A 23,376-nucleotide genomic window follows, 5' to 3' on the forward strand; every position below is an offset into this window, starting at 1 on the left:
CAGAGAGTCCGATGGTGATGGGTGCGGGGAACCGCTGGAGCTCGAGGAGTGCGCGATGTCGGACAAGTTGAGGCACGACGCGGATCTGTTCGAGAAGGCCGCCGAGCGGACCAGCGCGGTTCGGGATCGGGTCAATAGCGTGCTGAGCACGTTGGATGCCGCGCTCGCCGGACGCGGTGCGCCGTGGGGGAACGACAAGCTGGGTCGCCAGTTCGCCGAAGGGCCAGACGGATACAAGGTCGCTCGCGAGAAGATGACCGGGAATATCAAGACCACGGCGACGAATTTCGACAACTTCTACACCGGTCAGACCAAGACCGCCGAGGAACTGCGGCGGATGGACCAGTCCAACGGCGACGGCTTCCGGTGAGTTGTTACCCATGACGAACGAATTCGCCAAGGCCGAGATGGCCGCGGTGCTCGATGAGGTCCAGCAACAGTTTCGGGCGATCGCGCAGGTACAGCAGCAGCGTGCCGAACTGACCGCCAGCGCTACCGTGCGCAAGCGGATCACGGTCACCGTGAATGCCGATGGCACCATCATCGAAACCAAATTCGCTTCCGGCATTGAGGAATTGAGCTACGGCGAGATCGCGAAGGCGGTGACCGAAGCGGCGCAGCGGGCGACCGCCGAGGTGTCGCGCAAGGCGCAGGAGTTGATGATGCCCCTGCACGATCGTCGCGCGCGACTACCCAAACTGTCGGATCTGATCGAGGGCATGCCCGACCTGAGCGCCGAAATGCCGAAGGCGCCGAAGGTTTCGCTCGCTCCGCCGAATTCCGAAGAGCGCCAACTAATTTCCGATAAAGACGGCGCGCAGATGGAATTCAGCAATGTCGAGGTCCTCTCGCGTCAATCGGCCACGGACCGCGGAGTCACCGATTCCAGCTGGTGACCGAGGGTGAACGCAGATGGCTGAGCTGCCGGGATATCTCAAATGGCTGGAATGGGTCGCCGGATCCGACTGGCCTGCGGGCGATCCCGACGGCATGTGGGGGTTAGCCGAGGACTGGCGTGCCGCGGCGACCGGACTGCGCGACATCCTGCCCGACATCCGTGATGCGAAAACGGCGTCGCTGAAGGCATATCAGGACGGCGACGGCATCGAGGCGATCATCGCCAACTTCGACAGTTATCTCGAAGGTCCGCAATCGCTCGAGATGCTGGCCCGCGATTTCGAGAAGCTGGCCGATTCGGCGACCAGCGTCGGCACCGAAATCGAATACGGCCAGCTCATGCTGATCACCTCCCTGGCGCTGCTGGCGGCCGAGATCGCGATCGCATGGATCTTTCCGCCGACCGCGCCCGCGGAGGAGGCGTTGGCGATTGCCGGAACGCGGGTGGCCATCCGGATTATCGCCAAGCGGATCATGGACAAGATCGTCGAAATCGTGGCCAAATTCCTCGGGCGTCGACTGGCGGAATTCCTGGTCCGCCACATCGCCATCGACACCGTCCTCGGCACCGTCCAGGACTGGGGAATTCAGCAATATCAGGTGAATTCGGGACATCGCAAGGAGGTCAACTGGGAACAAGTCGGCATCACCGCGATCAGTTCGGCGGTTGGCGCCGGTGTCGCGAGTCCGATCGGCGAGCGACTCGGCCATAAGCTGGCCGAAACGGAGATGAAGGCCTGGCTGCGCGGCCTCCTCACCGGCGCGACCGCGGGCACGGTGGGTGCCGTCGCCGGCTTCGGCGGCAGTGTCGGCGCGCAGTTCGCGTTCACCTGGGCAAAGTCTGGGCCGGAAGGCGGCTGGGACAAGGCCGTCGAAGGTCTGAAAAACACCGAATTCGACCTGCGTATGTTGACGGCGGGCGCCTCGAACGGCGCGATGTCCGGTGCGAATCGTGCGATGGCCGAGAAGTTCTATACAGATCGGCATCCGGATTGGTACCGGCCGAACGGTTCGCCGGTTGACCCGGATAGCTTGTCCCGCATCGGCTTTCGTCCTGACACCGGGCCGGGTGGGGTCGGTGATGGTGATGCCGGTGGGCGTGCGGCTGCCCCGGGAAGCGGGCAGACCGGGGAGGGGGCGCCGAACGCAGGGCAAACGGGGGAGCCTGGTCGTAGCAGTGGTGACGGTACGGCAGACGGGTCGACTGCGCATGCCGTGGACGACGGTTCGACGGCGAGAGCTGACGGCTCCTCGAATAGTTATGGTGCGGGCGATGATTCGGCGCATTCGCATGGTGCTGATGACGGTATGTCGAAGGCGGGGGCCGCCGGTGATGGTTCTGCGCGTGGGGGTGATGACGGTGCGACGGCGCGTGCCGGTGATGGCGGCGCGACCGGGCGTGCAGGGGACGATGGTGCGACGGCTCATGCCGGTGACGATGGCGCGATGGCGCGTGCGGGCGATGATGGCGGAACCGCGCATTCGGGTGATGGCGGTGCGATGGCTCATGCCGGTGATGGCGGCGCGACCGGGCATGCTGGGGACGATGGTGCGACAGCTTACGACGGTGCGACCGCGCGTGCGGGTGCCGATGGCGGGACGGCGCGTGCAGGTGATGACGGTGCGACGGCTCATGCCGGTGATGGCGGCGCGACCGGGCATGCGGGGGACGATGGTGCGACAGCTCACGACGGTGCGACCGCGCGTGCGGGTGCCGATGGCGGGACGGCGCGTGCAGGTGATGACGGTGCGATGGCTCATGCCGGTGATGGCGGCGCGACCGGGCATGCGGGGGACGATGGTGCGACAGCTCACGACGGTGCGACCGCGCGTGCGGGTGACGACGGTGCGGGGGATGAGGGCGGAACCGCCCACGCGGGTGATGACGGTGCGGCGGCGCGTGCCGGTGATGAAGGTGCGGCGGCGCGTGCGGGTGACGATGGTGCGACCGCGCGTGCGGGGGACGACAGTTCCTCGGCTGCGCGGGCCGACGCCGCGGATGCTTCCACGAACACGCAGCGCGCAGGTGATGCAACGACGGATGGGCACTCGGCGGATGGTGGAGTCGACCAGTCGAGCACGCGGAATTCGGAGGCGGGAACCGGATCGGATGGTGCCGTCCGACCCGCCGGAGAGTCCGCGAGCCATTCGGATCACTCTGCGGTACAGACGAATTCGACTGCCGAGTCCAACAGCGCTGGCGACCGCACGGGGGTGGGAGCGCACGAGGGGCAGAACCGGTTCGATACCGGTATCCGGGCCGACCCGACCCCGGCGGGTGCGGAACATACTCCGAACGCGACTGCCGACGGTTCGCACGTCTCCGCTGATAATGCGGCTACGCGGGCTGGCGCTGCCGCAGCCTCGACCTCGCTCCAAACCGGCTCTGCTCCTGCATATTCCGGAACGCCAGCGGCGCATTCCGCACCGGACGCGCGCAACGCGGCACCATCCGCACCGCGCACGACCTCAACGCCCGACATGCGCCCCGGCGCAACCCCCAACACCGAAACATCCCGCGGCGAGCTGTTCCGCCCACAGTCGACCACCGAACCCCGCACCACAGACCCGCGCACCGCTGCCCCTTCTACCGCGGATGCACGCATTACAGCCGATGGCCGCCCGGGCCCGGACCGATTCCGCACCGGCACCAGCGACACGCACTCCGGATCCACACCGGGCCGTACCCCCGAAACCCGCGCAGGCGCACCCCAATCCGTCCCCCACACCCCTACCGCCGAGCCCGTAGCGGGCCCACAAGCAGAACCAGCCCCCATCCACGCCGAAGCTCACGCCGACAGCAACACCCCCGTCCGCCCCAACAGCGATCCCACCGCGCGCCTGGACAGTGCCAGTGCCGTGCGACCTGATGAAGCTGCCACAGGAAGCCCCGACACCGACCCCACCGTGCCTCCCGGCAGCAATAGTGCTGCGCGCCCCGACAATGACATTCCCGTGCGGTCCGACAGCGATAGCACGGCGCGTTCGGACAGCGGTAATGCCGTGCGTCCCGACAGTACCAATGGATTCCCGCGAGATGGCGAGAGCCCGCTGCGGCTGGACGGCGACGGCGGTGTGCGAGGCGCGAGCGACAGCGTTGTGCGGCCAGAGGGTGATGGTGCGGTACGGCCCGACAGCGATAGCCCGGTGCGCCCGGACGGCGATCGCTCTATGCGGCCAGAGGGTGCGGATGCCGTTCGTTCTGATGATGACGGTATGGCGCGCCCTGAGGGGGACGGTGCGCTGCGGCCCGATGGGGAGGGTGTCGTACGGCCTGACGGTGGTGTTGTGCGTCCTGGGGACGAGGGCGACGGTGTTGTGCGGTCTGAGCGGGACGGGACGGCACGCCCCGAGAGGGATAGTGCGGTACCGCCCGAGGGCGAGAGCGTCGTACGTCCGGACGGTGACGATGCTGTGCGCCTCGGAAATGGGGACGTCGTGCGCCCTGGCGACAAGGGTGCCGTACGTCCGAGTGATGGGGCCGCTGTGCGTCCCAGCGACGCGAGCCCTGCGCGTCCGAGTGACGACGGCACCGCGCGTCCGAGTGACGACAGCACCACCCGTCCCATTGATGAGGGTGCCGTCCGCGCCGACAAAGACGCTCCAGTGCGCTCCGAACCTTCCGACATCCAGCATGCGATGGATCCGGCGGCAGGGGACGTAGCGCATCGGACTGGGGCCGATGTCGAGGCACATCGTGCGGATGGCACGGATGCAGAGCGGCGGGATGTCGAGGCGCGACGGGAGGCGGCGCGGCAGCGGGCTGAATCTCTTGATCCCGCAGTGGCTTTCGTGCCGCGGCCGGTGGCCGAACCGCATCGGACCGCGGAGGATTCGTCTGCGGACAGGACGCGTGAAGGTGCGGAAACTCAGCATCGGCGAGGGGGTGATGAGCGGCGAGTTCCGGAGCGGAATCGTGGTCGGTGTGCGGAGTTGTCGCTGCGGTTGATCAAGGCGCTTACCAGGAGTTCGGCGATCAGGTTGCCCGAGCGGGTGATCGGGCTGGACGGTATGACGGCCGCGGAGGTGCAGACGGCTGCGGGTGGGCAGTTGCGTTCGTATGGGGATCATGCCGAGATCGCGCGGCTGTTGCTTTCCATGCCGGAGGGGTCCTCGGCGCTGGTTGTCGATGAATACAGCGGTCCGGTCGACAGGTACAACGTCGGCGCGCACGCGTATGTGTTGGTGCACGAGAACGGTGGGATCGTGGTGCGCGATCCGGGGGCGGGCCGGATCGAAGGCTTCCCGCCGACGGTGCCGCGCGAACTCCGTGGCACATACGCGATTGCCTTCGACCCAGCCGGAAAGCCGTTGCATCCCAGCGCTTCCGTGCATCCGCTCGCGACCGATCCTGAGGCACGCATCGGCCGCTCGCTGGATGCGCAGCCCGATCAGGTCCGTGAACTGCTGCGCCAGACCGACACCGGGCGCCGTATCGCGGCGAGCTTCGACAACAGTCCCGTGCGCGACGGATTCGAGCCGTCCGCGGGCGACGGCCGAGCCGGGGAATTCCGGCGGCGCGAACTGACGGCTATCGCATACACCTCGGGTGCCGATCATGTCCAGCAGGCACTCACGCTGGCCCATGAGTCCGTGCACGCCGAACGGTACGTCCAGGGCCGGACCGGTGACGTCCGGGCGATGCCACGCGACGAATTCGTGCGCACCATGGTCGATGAGGAGGCCGCGGCAACGGGGCGCCGGTTCCAATTGACCCAGGAATTCCGGGATCTCGGTCACGACATCGCGGTGCACCCGTTCGAAGCGACCTACACCGCCGCCTACGATCGCGCCGCCGCCGAACTGTCGAGCGATTCGTCGCTGACCCCGGCCGAGATCCGCCGGGCCGCACACGAGGTCGCAGTCGACGCGCTGCGCCAGGAAATCGCAACCCACGAGTGGCGAAACGGCAAGAACTACACCGATTACTACGGTGACGCCTGGGATCGTGTGCATGCGTCCAGCGCCGAACTCCCTTCGGGCGCAAGGATGCACGACACCACCGCGGATGTCGCCGAAGACATGCGTACCGCGGCGCTGGCCCGCGAGTCGGCCTTCCGCGATCTGCGCAGCACCTCGGAAGAACTCGCTAGGCGCGCGGCGGCCCTCGGCCTGGATCCCACCCTCGCCAGACAGCCGCTACAGCGTCAGATCACCGACCGTATGCAGCGCATCACGAATGAACTTGCCGGACACGATGTTCCGCTCGAGCGACAAGCCGAACTGCGTACCGCAGTACACGATCTACGCACCCTCGCCGACCTGGCCGACCAGCGTCAGCACGCGCAGGCAACCTACGATCGCCGTGCCGACCAGGTGGCAGATGCGGCGATCAGAGAGGTCCTCACCCAACACCTGCGCGCCAACCCCAATGCGCGAATGCTCAGCGAGCACATCGTGCATGTTCCTGGGGAACCAGACCGTCTCGTCATCGCCTCCGGCACCGATGACCACCAGCGCGTGCTGCGCGAGGCGCAGCAGCGCTCGGAGATCCGCGAACTGCTCGAACGGCCGGAGGTCGTGCGCGAGCACCTGAATGTGGACGCCGACCAGGTCGGCCGCATCAGGGTCGAGCCCATCGACGAGCCGTCACCCGACCAGTTCGATCGCGCCACCGATCTCACCCCACTGGACCGTGCGGGCGCGGCGGCTCAGGAACGAATCGCACGGATTCGGGAACAGTTGCGCGAAACCGAAATCGGCCGTTGGGCTGACGGGGTGCTCACCCGTCACGATGTCGATATCGTGCACGAGTCCGGCGCCGACGACCGCTACTACCCGAGCCGCCGCACCCTAGCCCTGGATGTCGGCGCCTCCGATGCGGCGCACATGGCCGCCCTGGTGCACGGCGCCATCCACGTCGAATTGGCGCATACTCGTGAGACTCCCGGCGGTGCGCAGGAACGCATGCGCCTACCGCGCGAGGAGTACGTCGCGCGCATGCTCGACGAGGAGACCCGGGCGCACGCGCTGGAAATCGTTGCCGCGAAACAACTCAGGGCCGGTGGACACGATCTCGCGGAAACTCCGCTGGAGCGGACCTACACCGTGGCCTACAACGAAGCCCGCACCCGAGCCCACGAAGAGAATCTCGAAGCGCCGGCATCAGAACTCGATCGAATCGCCAATGACGCGGGCTTGGATGCCATCGGCCCCGAGGTGGCTCGGCATCGTCCCGAGCATTCGACCGAAACCCATGCCGAGTTCTACGGCCATGCTTGGGATGACGCGCACGGCATCCGCTCGTTCGACGATATCGTCCGCTCTGCCATCGCTTCCGGTGAACGTTCGGTCACGGTGCTCAGTGAGGGTTCCTCGGTCCATGCCGCCAGGAAGGTCGAGCTGGTCACCTTCAACGATGGCACCGAGCTGATTCGCAAGACGGTCATGAATCCGCGCCATGCCGTCGCCGAGCGGTTGGCGTCGCTGCTCGGCCGCACCATCGGCGCGAATGTGCCCGAGGTGTTCCACGCCAAATCCAATGTCGTCTACATGGAAAAGCTGGCGGGACGTGTTGCGGCCGAACGGCATCCGCAGTTCTCCGATGTGCATGAGCTCGGTTACGCCGATACCGTCGCAGGTCGTGCGCTCGGTCTGCTGGACGCGCTGATCCGGATTCCTGATCGCGATGGACAGGGCTGGATGATCGGCTCGCAGCGCGAGGTGTTCGGTATCGACCACAGTCGTGGTTTCGAGGAGAGCGACGCAGCACGAAATGCCTTGAGCCCGTTCGCCGAACACTTCTTGCGCCGTAACGGCGAGGAAATCGAGGTCATCGACCACCATCTGCCGCGCGCGGTCGTCGATGCCATCACCGCACGCGTCGCCGCACTGCGACCGGAGTTCGATAAGCACGGTCGCGGCGAGTGGCACGACACGGTAATGACACGCCTGGCCGAAATCCGAGCGCATGCCAGCGATCTGCCGCCAGAACATGTCGATATCGGAGTGCGGCCGGAGGATTCGAGCAGGCACAACGAAGACTTCGACGACCGCCCGAACGCGTACACCAATCGGTACGGCGGCGACAACCAGCATGGCATCCACGGTTGGGTCGATGCGGACGGCATACTGCGCGTGGCGGTGCGGGTGGGCGACGGCACGCCGACCCGGCGCGAAATGTTCCGAGACATGATGCGCGAGCTCGGCCATCAAGTGACCGAGATTCGCGCCGAATGGAATGCCGACGATCGGGTCCGGGACAACCTCGACACCTTCAATGCCGGTGTGCAGGAGCTGTACCTCACTCCGGAAGAGGCGGCGCGCAACACATTCACCGGCAAGCTGGCCGGCGAACTCGGCTTCACCGAGGTGAGTTTCGATCACGATGCGATGCGCGGTCGACCGGGCGAATACGAGAAGGTCGTCGCGCATTTCAGCAGGCCGGAGACCACGGCCGGCCCCGAAGCGCCGGGCGATGGGGCAGATTCCCCCGAATTCCGGCCGACGACAGACGGTTCCGAACCGGACGCGGGAGCCTGGCAGGTCCGGCTGCGGGATATGACCGGCACTCCGGTATGGGAACTGCTGGGACGCAGCGAAACCGGACGCGAGGCGGCCGATGCATTGCGGGCGGCGAGTGTTGCGGTGCGCTTCGAAGATGGCCGGCCGGATTCGTTCAACGGCCGAACCATGGACGCCTCCGTCGACACCCATGACCGCAGCCAGCCCGCCCAGGCGGAGGCGCTGATACGTGCGGCGGTGCTCGCCGACGCCGTGCTGTCCGGTCGAGTCGAGGTGGATCCTGCACGAATTCGCGCCTCCGATCGGACGGATTACGTTGACGCACAGCTGCGTACGGAAGCCGAGGCGCTCGGCAGGCAGGCCGAATTCCGCCGTGAGCTGGGTGCTGCCGGATATCCGGAAACCGCCCCGACGACGCACGATGTTGCGGATTCGGCCTACACCCGCGCCTTGCATGAGCAATATCTGACTGCCCGCGATGCTGCCGTGGCCGCCGCGGATCCGGCGCTGGGCGAGCACGAACTGCGCCGAATCGGCCGCGAGGCGGGCATTGATGCGCTGCTGTCCGGTGATATGTTCGACTCGCCGCTCTATCCGAGCGAGGGTGCGAGTCTGCGAGACACGCACGGCGGCGTCTGGGACGCCCACCAACATCCGGACGGAATGCACGTGCCGACGTCGGCGGAATCAGCACGGGAACTGCAGCGTTTGGTCCGCGAACATGCCGCGCTCACGCGGGAGCTGCGCACGGTTGAAGGCGATTGGGATCGAGCGGTCCGACGGCTCGGCGCCTTCGATCCCGAAACGCATCGCGGCGACCGGGATCTCTTCGAGCGCGGCCGACAGGCGGTGGCGGACAATAGAATCCGGCATGCGAGTAGTGCGGGAATGAATTCCGTGCGCACCGCGCAGGTGCGCGCGCTGGCCGAGGTGACCCGTCAGCATGCGGAGGTCGAGGCGCAGCGTAACCGTCTGCTCGATGAGATCGCGGCCCAGGTCGGCCAGGAAGTGCTGGGTCCGGAAGTCCGTGCGGGGCAGTGGGTTGACGACCGCGTTGCGGTGCTGCCCGGTGAGCCGCTGCGGGTGATCGTGGTCGATGCTCGCGGTGATCATGCCGCGATATCTCGCGCTGCCGCGGATCGAGGCAGCGATCTGCACCGCGCCATCCGCTACGGCGATGCGGTTGCCGAGCGGGTCCGCGTCAGCGTGGACGGCTCCGGAGCCGTCCAGGTGCGGCGTGAGCCGGTGGATCTGCGCGCCGCCTGGGTCGAGGCCGCGGCAGCGGATGTGCGCGCGGAGGCAGAGCACCTGGTGGCACCGCGACCGCCGGACGAACCCGCTGCGGCATTGCCGGACCAGTCGATGGTCGACACCGCACAGGTGGCGTCGGACCGGCTGCAGCGCATCCTCAGGAGCAACGAGCTCGGACGGTGGGCGACCGAGGTACTGGCCGGACACGGGGTGGAGATCCGCTTCGGACTCGACGTGGATTCGAGTCTGTACGACGGCAGACAGCAGCGCGGTGTCGATGTCGGATACGACCCGGCCTCGAATACCTTGCTGCTCGGCCTGACCGATGCACCTGCCGTGCATGCGGCGGAGGCGATCCGGGCGGCATATCTGGCCGAACAGCTCGGCAACGGTCCGCTCGAGCGATTCACCCTCGGGCGCGACGAATATGTCGATCTGATGCTGGATCGGGAGGCGGTGGCACAGGCCAGAGCCTTCGAATTCGACCGGTGGCGGCAGTTCGGGACCGAGGCGTCACCGGCTCCGGAAACCCTGCTGTCCAAGGCATATAAGGACGCCTTCGAACAGGCCGAGCAGCAAGCGTTGCGGGCCTACCGCGACAACCGCGAGATCACCGACAGCATGATCGATGCGGCCGCCCACCATGCCGCCACCCGTGAAGTGCGAAATCGATTGGTGGAGTTGGGTCCTCGCGTCGACGGCGGTGACCTCGCCGCGTTCTATCGCGCCCAGTGGGACAGCGCGCACGCAATCACGCGCGAGCCCGGCGAAGGCCCGCCCGCGCACCACACCGACACCCCGGCGATCCGGGACCAGCGCAGCCGCCAGTATGTGGTGGAAATCGAATCCCTTCGCCTGCTGCGTGATTCGGGTCGATTCGTGCCGGTCGGTCCGGCCGAACGCGCTTACACCGACGCCTACGACCGCGCCTATCAGCGTGCGGAGCGGGCCGCGGCTCGGTCGAATGATTCGGCGATCCGGCCGGAGCGGGCGGCTTACGAAGCCGGGCGCGAAGCGCTGCGCAAATATATCGACAAGGTCGGTCTGGAACCCGCCGAGGTCGCCTTCGATGTTGCTCGGCACGCCGACGACAACCTCGACGACTATCGCCCCTGGTCGGATACGACCGACCCCGAAACCGGACATCCGGCTGATGAGAACCCGTCGCCGCGCCCGATGAGTATTGAGGAAGCCGCGGACCGTGTGCGTCGCGCCCTCGACAATGAACTGACCCAGGATCCGGGCGGGACCCGGCTCACCGACCGCGTCGCCCAATTTCCGGGTCACCAGCCGGTGGGACGCGGACGTCTGGTGGTGGCGGCACCAGAGGGCCAGCACATGGACGCGCTGCGCGAACTGGCCGCGACGCATCCGGAATACACCAGTGTGCTGTGGGACGGCACGCAACGAATCGAATACCTGCAAATGGGGCCGGGTTCCGATGGTCTGCACGATGCCCGGTTCATTGCGGCCGACGCAGCCGAGGGACCCTACCGTCGCCCGACCGAAGACGAGGCGGCCACCGAACTACTCGCGCACTACCTGCGCTACCGCGCCGCCGGACAGACGGATCTCGGCTTCGATGCGTGGGTGCGTCAGCTCGGCCCGGATTCCTTCAACACCAGGGAGAATGCGTCCCCGAGCCTCGAAGGCAGACTCCGTCTGGACTTCATGGCACGTGGCTACGAGTTGGCCGAGGCGGATCCATCCATCAGCCAGCCGCATCCGGCGGAGGTGGCCCGTCGCCTGCTGACGCGCCAGGTGGCGATGCCGGAATCCGCCGATGCGGCGGGGCGGGAACGTCGCTGGCCGCAGTTCCATCCAACCGAGGTGCGGACGCGGGCCTGGGACTTCCCGGTCACGCTGCAGTCCGATGGCAACGGCGGCTGGCGGGTGGCGCCGCCCACTGGAGACGGCAGTGCGGGCGATGTGCTGGCCAGACAGTTCCAGGGCATGTCCGATACCGATCCCGGGCGCCTCGGGGAACGCATCAAACGAATACTTCTCGACGGTTCAGCCGATCTGAACGATCACAGCGCACCGAAGGGCCTGCTGCGCAGGATCACCGACCGGCTGTCGTTCGGAAACCGCTCGGGCGAAGGCGATTCCGCGCCACGCCCGATCGATCGGCCACGGCCCGGTGATGATTCGTTCGACGCACCGGAGTTCCCACCGACACATCCGGACGACGGCGCGCAGCAGCGGCGGGCCCAGCAGCAGCGACAAGACGTACTGGATCGGTTGGCGGCCGAGAATACGCAGGCGGTGCGCGAGCGCGATGAAGCAAGGGCCGCAGGCGATCCGGAGCGCATCGCACGCGCCGAGGAGCGGGTCGCGCGACTCGACGAGGCGATGGCCATCGCACGCCAGCGCGATGCGTTGCTGCGGGCCGGGGCGATTCCGGTGACCGATCGGGTCGGTGTGGTGCCAGGTGAGCCCGCGCGTGTGTTCATCGTCGGCTGGGGCGACGGCGATCCGGTGCGCGTGCTGGACGCTGCGGCCGCCCAACACCCGCAGCTCGCTGAGTTGCGGGCCGAACCCGGCACGGTCGTGCGCGAGCTGCGGATCGGTGCGCAGGACGAGACACGGGTGCTGCGCATCGATGATCCGGCGGCGCAGCATGAGGTCGCACGACCCGCCGAAGCCGGTGGCGGGGGTAAGAAGCCGCCGTCCGAGCCTCCTGTCCCCGCCGGGACACCCGACGATCCGGATCATTCGCGAAACGAGAACTCCGGCAATGGATCCGAGGGTCGGTCGGTCGCTCCGTCGAATCGGGACGAGCCGCGCCGCATCGTCATCGATGCGAATGGCGAACAGGTGCCGCTACAGGTACGGCTCGACGATGAGGGCAGCTGGCGGGTCGAAGCTTCCGAAGCATCCGTAACACCCGCTCGCCCAGCAGATTCCGAGCTTCCCGAGAAGAAATCGCCGCTGCGCCGAGCCTGGGAGCGGATTCGGGCGAGGATGCGCGTGCGTGGTTACGTGGGCGACTACCCGAAATACCCGTCGGGTTCGGGTGAGGACCGCCGCGGCCAGAACGCGCTGAAGGATGGCGTCGAACATGCACCCGACCTCTTCGAATCGCATCCACACGCGCCTCATCCGCCGCCGGCGACACCCGGCCACGAAACCGTCGCTCGACCGGCCCCGGAGAGTGAAGGCGAGGGACTCAATATGGCCCGAATCGCCAAGGAGGGCTGGACCGCGTGGCGCAATCGGGAGCATCTGCCGATCCTGAACAGGCTCTCCGGTCGGATCCGGGATGTGGCAGGCGATTTCGTGGTACCACGCACACCCGATGGCGAGGAATATCGATTCTGGGTGAGCGATGCCGATCCGGATCTGGTGCGTCAGACCGTCACCGAACTGCTCGAGGTCGAGGCCATCGCACCGGAAGAGGCTCGAGCGGTGCTGGAAGAAGCCCTGGTGGTGGCCGATTCGGAACAGCGGCAGCGGATCATCGATGACCTGGAGAACTTCGGTCTGATCTCGGACGAGGAGGCCAGAACACTCGAACACGAGCCGACTCATCCGGAGCCGAGCACCGAAATCGACGGTCCGCCACCGGAAGACGAATCGCTCACCGATAAGGCGCACCGACTCGGTTTCGATCTGCCCGACGAAAGTCCGGAAACCATTCGCCGGGTTCTCGACGAGCAGCAATACCGGACGATGCGTGAGGCGGCCGCGATCGCGGGCCTAGCGGAGGCGGCCGATCGGTTCAACGAGGAGCTCACGCGCCCGTACGTCAACGCCGATCTGTTTGGTGACTCGGGTCCCGAGCTGCATGGTCGGCAGCCGGTGGCGGGCGAAATCGAGGATCCTGATACTCGGCGGGTCGATGAGGACGAGGACTACTACGACGAGGACGATCCGACCGGCGCGCCCGGCCCCAAGTGGGGCGTGCCCGATGCCACGGGCCGTCCGGTGCCGCCGGCCGATCAGCTGAGCATTTTCGATGACAACCCGATGGGCCGCTTCCTCACGGAGCTGATCAGGGCCTTCGATGGCCATCCCGGGCTACAGAACTTCCGGCCGGTCGGCAATGGCGCCGACCCGCTGCGCGAATGGGGCGATATCGGAGACGGCCAGGAACTGGGTCGCGACCAGGGACCGCGGGTGTTCTTCGAGCACGCCCTGCGCCGCGACCAACTCCGCGACGAGGCGTCCACCTGGGCGCAGATGTTCGGCCTCGACCTCAACGATGTGAACTCACGCAATCTCGATGCCACCCTGAACAGGCTGTGGGCCGAGCACGAGGCGCGCGCCGCCGGGGTCGCCGAATTCGCCGAGGCCGCGGAACCGCATCTGCGTGCCGCGCAGCAGGAGCCCGTCGGTGAGATCCATGGTGATCAGGTCGCGCGCGTGCCCGTCGGGGAGGGCGCGCCGGACCGGTTGGTGGTGATCAACGGGCCGCTGGACCGGGCGGATGCGCTGGCCAGGGCGCTCGCCAGTGATCCGGCATTGGCCGATGCGCTCGAGCGTGGCGAGGTCGAACTCGATTACCGCAACGCGCGCACGGATCGCATGGGGCAGATTCATCTGGATCCGGTCGAAACACCCGAGGTATACCACCATCGGGAGACGATCGATGGCCGCGAGTTGGTCGTCACGATGGTGCGTGACAACGACGGGCACTGGCGGGCCGTGCAGGCCCCTGTCGAGGAGACGGCCACCCATTCGCCTGCCGATACCCCACCTCGCACTCGCGCTGAGATAGCCGCCGAAATCGTCGATCTGGCAAAGGAATTCGGGCTCGGGCCAGAGGCGCTGCATCCGGATCGGTTGGCGCAGACCATTGCGGAACTGAAGCTGGCCAATGCATTGCGTGCCGGTCAGATCGAGGCGCTGGCCGACTTCGCGCGCACCATGAGCGAGATCGAGAACTTCAACGATATCGGTGATGCGCGGGGGCAACTGGCGCACCGGCTCGACATTCCGGAGTCGGAGCTGACGCCGCAGCGGGTCGCGGCGGCGCTCGCCGATCCGGAATGGCGCAGCGCACGGCGTGAGCAGCAGTTCAAGGACCTGGCCGATTACGCCAAGCAGTTACGCGATATCGATCTCGGCGCGGTGAACGCGGCACGCGATCGCTTGGCGGCACAGCTCGGCCTGAACAGCTCGGAACTGTTGCAGCCGCCGAAGATTCGGATCGCCGAGGACGGGGAGATCCTGCGCGGATTGGATGCGAACGGGCTGGATCCAGCGAAGTTGCGCAAGGTGGTCGCGGGTCTCGAGAGCGAAGGCAAGCACGATCAGGTGGTCGACGCGCTCATCGAATATGCGCGTGCGCTGATCGATGTCGATCCGTATTCCGATGTGCCGCGTGGTGATCTGTCCGCCGATCCGCGAGCAGCTGGCGAACCGCCTGTCCATGAACTGGCTCGCGTGCAGGCGTTGCGCGACATCGTCGCCGAAGCAATGCGATCCGGGGATGCGCTCGATCTCGGGAAGGTACTCGCGGACCATCCAGGCCGTGCCGACGGTGCATCCGGGGAGGAGCGTGGGCGGCCCGAACCGAATCGAGACTGGGCTCGACTCGTCGGTGTCGATATCGCCGGTGCGGACGATGCGACCTTCCGTAAGGTGTACGAGGCCTACCGCGATGGAAAGATCGAGAAGCACGAGGGGCTGAGTCCGGCCGAGCTGACCGCGGAGCTCGCCCGCATGCGTGCGGAAATCCAAACGCGCGCTGAGCAAATCAGGGACCTCGCCGCCTTGCTCGACGAATTCTACTCTGCCCCTGAGGAATTGACCACGCCCGGCACCACCGCTGCCGATCGGGCGCCGAGGGTCGGCGGGCCGGACGATGACGGGCCGGGACCCGAGCCTGCCGGCCCTGATGACCCGGGATCGGGCGGCGCAGCCGATCCAGACACCCAGCCGGATACCCGTTCGGACTGGAAGCGGCAGATGGATGCCGAACAGGACGAGTGGAACGCGCGCATGCACGCGGAGCTCGACGAGTGGGTCGCCAAAATGCGCGCGGAAGAGAGTGCGCCGCAGAGCAATTCCGGCGATCCGCAGTCGCGGATAGACGAAGCGTTCAAGCGTGAGTCGACGGCGGCGGAACAGGCTTTCGGTCGTCGGGATCAAGAGGCCGAGGCCGAACATCAGGCGCTGATGGACCATCTCGACGAGTTGATGCGTAGGCTCGAGCAGCGCTTCGGGGATGCCGATGATTCGCAAGAGGCTGTGCGGGATTCGGCTGGGTCGCTGATCGATGATGCATTGGCTCGTGAGTCGGCAGCCGCCGAGGAGGCTTTTCGTCGTCGGGATGAACAGGCCGAGGCAGAACATCAGGCGCTGATGGACCATCTCGACGACTTGCTGCACAGGCTCGAGGAACGCGTTGGGGATGTCGACGATTCGCAAGAGGCTGTGCCGGAACCGGATTCGGCCGATTCCGAACCGCCCATCGACGATGCGTCAGCCCGTGAGTCGGAAGGGGCTGACGACTCGATCCAACAGGATGAAGAGGCCGAGTATCGAGCGTTGATCGATCAACTCGATGAGTTGGTGCGTCGGCTCGATGGAGGTTCGGAAGAACCGCCGCGGTCTGGTGATGGGCCGGATGAGGATGGGCCCGAGCCAGCGGCATCGCCGTCCGGACCGCCGCACGATCCGCCGGACAGTCCGGCGTCCGGTGCGAAACCGATCCCGGAGTCGTCCGAGCCACCGCCCGCCGATGAGCCTGTTCTCGTTCGCTTCGACGACGATCCGAATGGCGTGGAGCCCGTGCTTCCGGAGGAGCCCGGTGAGCCCACCGACCCGGTGCAGCGAATCGAACAGGCCCATCAGCGTGCCGAGGCCGGATTCGATGAACTGCAACGTCGCATCGATGCCTGGCACGAGGAAGCTCTGCGGCAGAACGAGCTGCGCCATGAGCAAGCACTCCGCGCACTCATGGATTCCGCTCCACCGCCACCGTCGGACGCGTCCAGACCCGATCCGATATCGGACCATGCTGTCGGACCGGATCGCCCGAGTCGACCGGCAGACGGCGAAGCCCTCGACCCGGTACAGCGAATCGAACAGGCACTCCAGCGTGCAGAAGCTGGGTTCGATGAATTGCAACGTCGCATCGATGCCTGGCATGAGGATGCGTTGCGAGAGAACCAGCGGCGGTATGAGGAGGCCATCGACTCGCTGAGTGAGCCGGAGCCACCAGTATGGCGCGACGACTCATCGACTCAGGAGGGCGGAACTCAGCCGCATGATGTCGAGCAACCTGATTCAGCGACCGCGCGATATTCGGACGACGGCAACTCTGATCCGGTCCGGCGGATCGAGGAAGCATGGCAGCGCGCCGAGGCCGGATTCGATGAGCTACAGCGGCGGATCGACGCATGGCATGCGGAGGCGCTGGCAGCGAACGCACGTCGATTCGATGAGGCCATGCGTGCCTCGGCTGACCCGCAACCGCCCCGTTCTGATGCGCTGACCGCGGATCCGGCTGCGCGACAGGGTGATCCGGCACGCGAGATCGAAGAGATCAAGCAACGCGCCGCCGCTGGCTTCGACGATTTGCAGCGGCGCATCGATGCGTGGCATGCGCAGGCACTTGCGGCGAACCAGCGACGGCACGAAGAAGCCCTCCGCGCGCTGGACGACCGGTCGCGACCGGACGATGGTGCTGACCACGGTGATCCGCTGCGCAAGCTCGATGAGCTTCGCCAGCGTGCTGAGTCCGCTCTGGATGAGTTGCAGCAACGGATCGATACGTGGCACGAAGAGGCATTAGCGGCGAATCAGCGCAGATTCGACGAATTCAACCGATGGTTGAATTCGACTGTTTCGGAGTCGGATAACTCCGATGCAAGTGGTTCTGCGCTGCAGCCTGACCAGGCCGAAGCGGGTCCAGCGGATGGCCGGGAGTCCCCAGCGGGTCGGCAGGGTTCGGCATCGGTGGTGGATGAGGCGTCGCGAGCAGGGCGGCAAGACGGTTCCGTCTCGGGTCCAATCGGGGAGTCCCCAGCGGGTCGGCAGGGTTCGGCATCGGCGGTGGGCGATGAGTCGCGGGCGAGTCGGCCAGGTGATTCGGCCCCAGGGGTAGGAGAGTCGTCTGATCGGCGGCGGGCTTCGGTGCAGGAGGGACGAGAGGAGGCGAGCGAGCGGCCCGGTGGTGAGCCTGGGGACGTGCGGGTGTGGCCGCTCGCTGTGCCGGAGGAGGCGGGGCAGTCGGGTGCGCCGCAGGACGGTGGGGGATCACAGCATCCGCCGCAGGAGCCGCCGAGCCCAGGGCAACCGGAACCGGGCGAGCCTGGTTCGGGCGGTTGGCCGCAGGATGGGCCCTCGCGGGTGCACGAACCTGTCACGTCGGAATTGCGTGATGCGCTGCCCGGTTCGACCGCGCGGATCGCGCAGACCACGGCGGCCCGCCAGGCCATGGAACCCGGCGTCGCCGAAGGTGCCAGGCGGCTCGGAATCAACCCCGACGGTTTGAGCCCACACGAAATACAGCGTGCTGTAAACAATTTGGTGGATGCGGCGGAAGATCACGTTGCCGAGCTACACGATCGGGAACACGTCCCGAGCCATGAGATGGTGCAGTATTTTGCCGATCTTCGGGCCGCCGAACAACATGCCGCCGAGGTCAGGGATGCGGCCAGCGCGTATCAGGCCGAGCTGCGCCGCTACCTCCACGCGGTGGGGGAGGAGAACGTGGCCCGGCAGCGCGCCGCCGTGCTCGCGTCCCGTGACGTGCTGGCCGGGGAACAAGCGCATATGGTCGCCGAGGGCGTCGGAATCGCACCTGATGGGCAACGTGTGGTGGTCGCGTCGCCGTCGTCGGCACCCGAGCAGGTCATGCCCGCGGAGGTCCGCCGACAGCTGGCCGATCAGGGCGTCCAGGTCGACTACCTGCACGTCGTGGTCGACGAATCCGGAGTCATCACCGTCGCCCCGATCCGGCCGCCCGACGAAGGGACGGCACCCACTCGCCCCACCGGTCCACCCGAGACACCAGGTTCGGGTTCCGCAGCGGCGACGAAACATGGGGCTGCGCAGTCGGAGTCGACACACCAGGCATCGCCCGAGCAACCACGCGTCGATACAGATGGACCGATGCGATCCATGCCGGAAGGGCGGGGTGCGAATGCGGGTGGTTTGGATCCGACCCGATCTGTGCCAGAAACACGAGACGCCGATGCTTCGGAGCAGGATTCCGGAGTCACGCTCGACGGTGCACAGCGATCGGACGGTCTGACCTCCGAGGTCCGGGCCGAACTCGAGCGATTGCGCGCGGAACGGGCCGGGGCCGTTGCCCATCGCGAGGAACTGCGCGACCTGCGCCGAGTTCGCGCCGAAGGACTGCCAGTTGACATCGCGCAGGACCTGCGACCAGGTCTACCGCTGGAGACGACCCTCGAAGACCTGCGCAACCAGACCATGCTGGTCCATGAGCAGGCCGAGCGCCATGCGCGGATCGACGCACTAGAGCGCGCAGCCAACGAATTCAACCGCGCCGAGGCCGAAGTGGCTCGCCTCGATGAGGCGATCGCGACGCTCGAACTATCCGGAACACCGGAGGCCGTACACGCCACATTGGTGCGGGAACGTGCGGCCATGGCCGCCGAATGCGAGTTCTGGCGGGCCAAGCGCAATGACCGCGCCGAACGATTCGATATTCGCGATCCCGATCACGCACTGAATCAGGACAACCTGGAGCCGACCCTGCGGCGTCTCAGCGGCGATATCGTCGGCACCAGGGACATCGCCGGCACCGGCGACGAAACATCGAGGCCAGAGCCGGAATTGGTGGGCTCGGCCGAACGCACCCAGCGCGAGAACAACATCTTCAAGCTGCAAGACGCGGCCGAACGCTTCAACGAAGCCGATTCCGCACTCGCTGAATTGGATCGGCGCATTGCCGCGCTGGAAGGTGTGGATGTCATCGCACACCAGCCACTTTCGGAGGAGACACGCGCCGAGCTCGATCGGCTCGGTGCCGAACGCGCCACCGAAGTGCTCGCGCGTAAACCATGGCGCGGGATGTGCGATGACCTGGCCGACCGGCTCGGCGTGAACCGAGACGCATTGGGCCCCGGGGAAATCGACCAGACCCTACGAGATGCCGCGAACCGTCTCGAGCCGACCGAGGAGAACACCAGACAACTGCACCTGCTGCGCGAGGCCGCCGACCGAGTCAACCAGGCGGACAACAGAATCGGACGCATCCAGGATCAGATGGCCGAACTGGCCGGAGCCTGTCGCGACGTCTTCGCCGCGGAAGGTGCCAGGGCGATCACCGATCGCGTCGGCCTCGTCGAAGGCGAACATCCGCGGATCATTGTGGTAGCTCCGCGCGGCACGTTGGAGCATCCGCGCGCTGGTCACGACGCTGCACTCGCCGATGCGGTCCGACGCAATTCCGCAGTGGCACAGGCGATGACCCGACCCGAAACGCGGATCGAATATCGCGACATCATCGCCGAGCGCGAGATGCCGGTGCGCATCGGCGAACTCGCGCCACCGCGGCGCGACTATCTCACCGCGGGCTGGCGCGAGGGCGACCCCGGCTTGCACCTCACCCGATGGCAGGATGGCAATGGCGACTGGCATCCGGTCGATCCGACCCGCCCGGATTGGACGACCAACCGCCAAGGTGCCCGGGTGCCAAAGGCATTCGAGCCGCGCGTACTTCCGGAAGGCGTCAGCGGTTGGGCGGTCGATCCGTTCCAGTCGTCCATTGTCGACCCCTTCCTGGATCCGCCACACGGCGCGATCGATGAGGAACTGCTGCCGCGAATCCCCGGCATGGACCCACTCGATCCGGGTGTGCCCACCTTCGAACCGCCGATGGCGGGCGTGTTCTACAACACCATGCGCATCGTCCTCGAATCGGCGAAACTGTCCGGATTCACCTGGTACAGCGATAAGGACCATCCGGGTCGCATCAGTCCGGGATTCAAGGGGCATCCCTATTTCCGTCCGCGCGCGGCCGATGTGCAGCCGATGGCGCGGGAATGGGATCCACAGGATCGGGTGCCCGATCGCGGCGAGTTGTCGGAGGAATACAAACAGCGCCAACGCGATCAAGAAGCGGCGTGGGCGCGCGTGCAGGACTGGGCCGACACCGAATACCAGCGATTCCGCGCCGACGACAGCGATATCGACAGCATCGTCGAACACCTTGCTGCGCACCCGGAGGCCGAAGGTGCGGCGCGTGCCGTGCGGGCCGCGGAAATCGTCGATCAGATCGCCCGCAGACTCGACAGCTCCGGCGTCCTCGACCCGATCGCCGATGCGCTCGCCGGGCACCTGCGAAACGAACAGTCAGGTGACGCGAGACGATTGGTCGACGACCTTTGTGACCGGCTCGGCAACCTCGGTGCCGACCGCGCCGAATTGACCGGATTGGTTGCCGACCGACTCGACAACTCGACCCCCGCCTTTACCCATGCGGAGATCGAGCAGATCAAGAACCACCTCATGCGCGATCCGCATCTGGTGCACGACCCGAACGACGGCATCCTCCGTCGCCGATCGCTCGACGCCGTAGCCGATGTCGCCGAAGCCTGGAACCGCCTGATCGCGGGTAACCCACTGCCACAAGACATTCTGCTTCTACAAGACGCCCTCGCCGAATCGAACTACCTGCACCACAACCCGATCGCCGCCTGGCACGACGCCAACCAACACGCCATCCGCATCGGCTTCGACTGGAACGCCAACCGCCCACCCCGCACCGACTGGCGCACCAAAATCCCCTACGCCCCACCCCGAGTAGACCACCAACCGCACCTCCCCCCACCGTCGGCTCCGGACGCCCCCGTCGCCCTCCCCCCGACCCCAACCAACGAACTCCTGCAACCGGCACCGCCCGAAACCCCCGAACAGCCCTCACCTTCCGACCGCGCAGCGCAATCGCATACCACGGAAGTGCCTGAGATCAGCGAAGATTCGGTCCCGACACGGCCGTTGACCACAGACGGCCACTCGACCACCGACCCCGACCCGCAGCACGATCACGATCTGCCGGACACGGCCGGACCCGATCGCGCCGACTCGTCCGATGCCGCGGCCTACGGTGTTCGTGACGATGAATCGTCCGCACCCGAGTTGCCTCTGGTGCACGAAGATTCGGAGCCCACTGCGCCACAGGTCGTCGACGACCAGTCGGCCACCGACCCGGGTCTACGGCCCGGGCAGGATGTGCAATCTTCCGATGGGGCGACGCGTCCCGAGCAGGGAGGCGACGAGGAATCCTCTGAGGGGGCAATGCGTCCGGGATCGGAGAATGGCGAGGAGTCGTCTGCGGGGCAGGCGCGGGACGGGCGCACGGGTGAGAAGGAATCATCCGGCGGTGCCTCGCGTGGTCGCGTTGGAGATGGGGAGTCGGCCGGGGATAGCGGGGGGCGCGGTCGCAACGAGCGCGAGGGTGGGGCCCGATCGAACCGGGGTGGGCAGAAGCCTCCGGAGGGGCGGTCGGATTCGGGTGGTTCGGAGCCGCCGTCGCTGCCCGGCTCGATGCTGCGGTCCCATATTCCGCATCCACCCAGGCTGAACCACGAGTACGAGATGCCTGATCCGCCGAATAGGGCACCGTTCCATCCGACGTGGCCGCTGCCGAAGCAGCCGCCCGAACCCCCGAAGCCACCGCACCCACCGAAGCCTCCGCACCCACCGAAGCCTCCGCACACGCCGAAGCCTCCGCACACGCCGAAGCCTCCGTTGCCGCCGCATCAGCCGATGCCGCCAAAACCACCGGTACCCCCGAAGCCTCCGCTTCCGCCTACACCACCGGTGCCACCGACTCTTCCGGTGCCGCCGCCGACGCCGGTGCCTCGGTTCCCGCCGCCGACGCCGGAACCTCCGGTGCCCCCGACCACGTCTGTGCCGCCGCCGACTCCGCCGGAACCTGCGGTGCCGCCGCCGACGCCGGTGGCTCCGTTCCCGCCCACGACGCCGGAATCTCCGCTGCCCCCGACCACGTCAGTGCCTGCGTTCCCACCGACGACACCGGAACCTCCGTTCCCGCCGACCACGCTGGAACCTGCCGTGCCGCCAACCGCACCGGTACCTCCGTTCCCGCCGGAACCCCCAACATTTCCACCCCACGACCCAACGACACCTTCGCACGACCGGATGCACCCACCGTCCGCCGACAACCAGACGGATCCCCAGCCCCGCCCGGGTACCCCCATGCCCGCATCGCCAACCGACCAGCACCAACCTGGCGCGCCACGCTCCAGTTGGCCCGACGCAGCCCGTCAACCGATCAACCCCGTTGCTCCGCAACAAGACCCGACCGCACAAACATCATTCCCGCCGAGCGCACCCCCACCGATCGGCGCACCATCATCACCCGCCCGAAACCGCCAAGGCGCCAACGGCCACCGCAACCGCCCATCCCAGAATGGCAACAGCACAACTCTTTTCGTCCAACCCTTCTCTGGCTTCGGTGTCCCCGCACACTTCGATCCGGAAACCGGTGCACTCCAAGCCGTCGGCGGTGGAATCGGCCCACAACTCGGCGTATATGGCGATCTCGGTGACACGCCGGTCGTCTTCTATCGCGACTCCTCCGGCCTCGCCTTACGTATCGGCGACCACACCATCGACCTCGACAGCCCCGTCGTCGCCACCGAATGGGAACCCGTCGAGAACCGCCGAACCCGCTTCGCCGTCACAGCTTCCGGCACCATGGTCTGCCAACTCCTGTACCGCTCCCTCCCACCCGAACTCGACCTGGGCCGCCTGATCCACGACGTCTGCGCCACCCCCACCCGCCGCACCCAAATCTTCACCCGTTGACAAACG

3 protein-coding genes are annotated in these 23,376 nt (G+C 66.8%); all 3 read left to right on the top strand.

What is annotated here, in order from left to right:
- Positions 1-55 precede the first annotated feature (55 nt).
- The 3 genes from ACIBJI_RS17975 to ACIBJI_RS17985 are packed head-to-tail and all read left to right on the top strand — an operon-like array spanning position 56 to position 23,370.
- A complete protein-coding gene (locus tag ACIBJI_RS17975) occupies positions 56-370 on the top strand; it encodes a hypothetical protein (protein ID WP_364355379.1) in 315 nt (104 codons plus the stop codon).
- Between the two features lie 10 nt (positions 371-380).
- The gene (locus ACIBJI_RS17980; RefSeq protein WP_364355376.1) at positions 381-896 is read left to right on the top strand and encodes a YbaB/EbfC family nucleoid-associated protein; all 516 of its coding nucleotides are present in this window, start codon (positions 381-383) and stop codon (positions 894-896) included.
- Positions 897-912: 16 nt separating this feature from the next.
- Positions 913-23,370 (top strand): hypothetical protein, encoded by a 22,458-nt coding sequence (locus ACIBJI_RS17985; RefSeq protein WP_397084931.1) that lies wholly within the window; start codon positions 913-915, stop codon positions 23,368-23,370.
- The last annotated feature ends 6 nt before the right edge of the window (positions 23,371-23,376 follow it).

Origin of the sequence: Nocardia sp. NPDC050408, assembly GCF_044458905.1 — a bacterium.
Classification (GTDB): domain Bacteria; phylum Actinomycetota; class Actinomycetes; order Mycobacteriales; family Mycobacteriaceae; genus Nocardia.

Bases quoted from the DNA above. Each gene is read 5' to 3' on its own strand.
- ACIBJI_RS17985 (WP_397084931.1), top strand. From the start codon at position 913: ATGGCTGAGCTGCCGGGATATCTCAAATGGCTGGAATGGGTCGCCGGA.
- ACIBJI_RS17975 (WP_364355379.1), top strand. From the start codon at position 56: ATGTCGGACAAGTTGAGGCACGACGCGGATCTGTTCGAGAAGGCCGCC.
- ACIBJI_RS17980 (WP_364355376.1), top strand. From the start codon at position 381: ATGACGAACGAATTCGCCAAGGCCGAGATGGCCGCGGTGCTCGATGAG.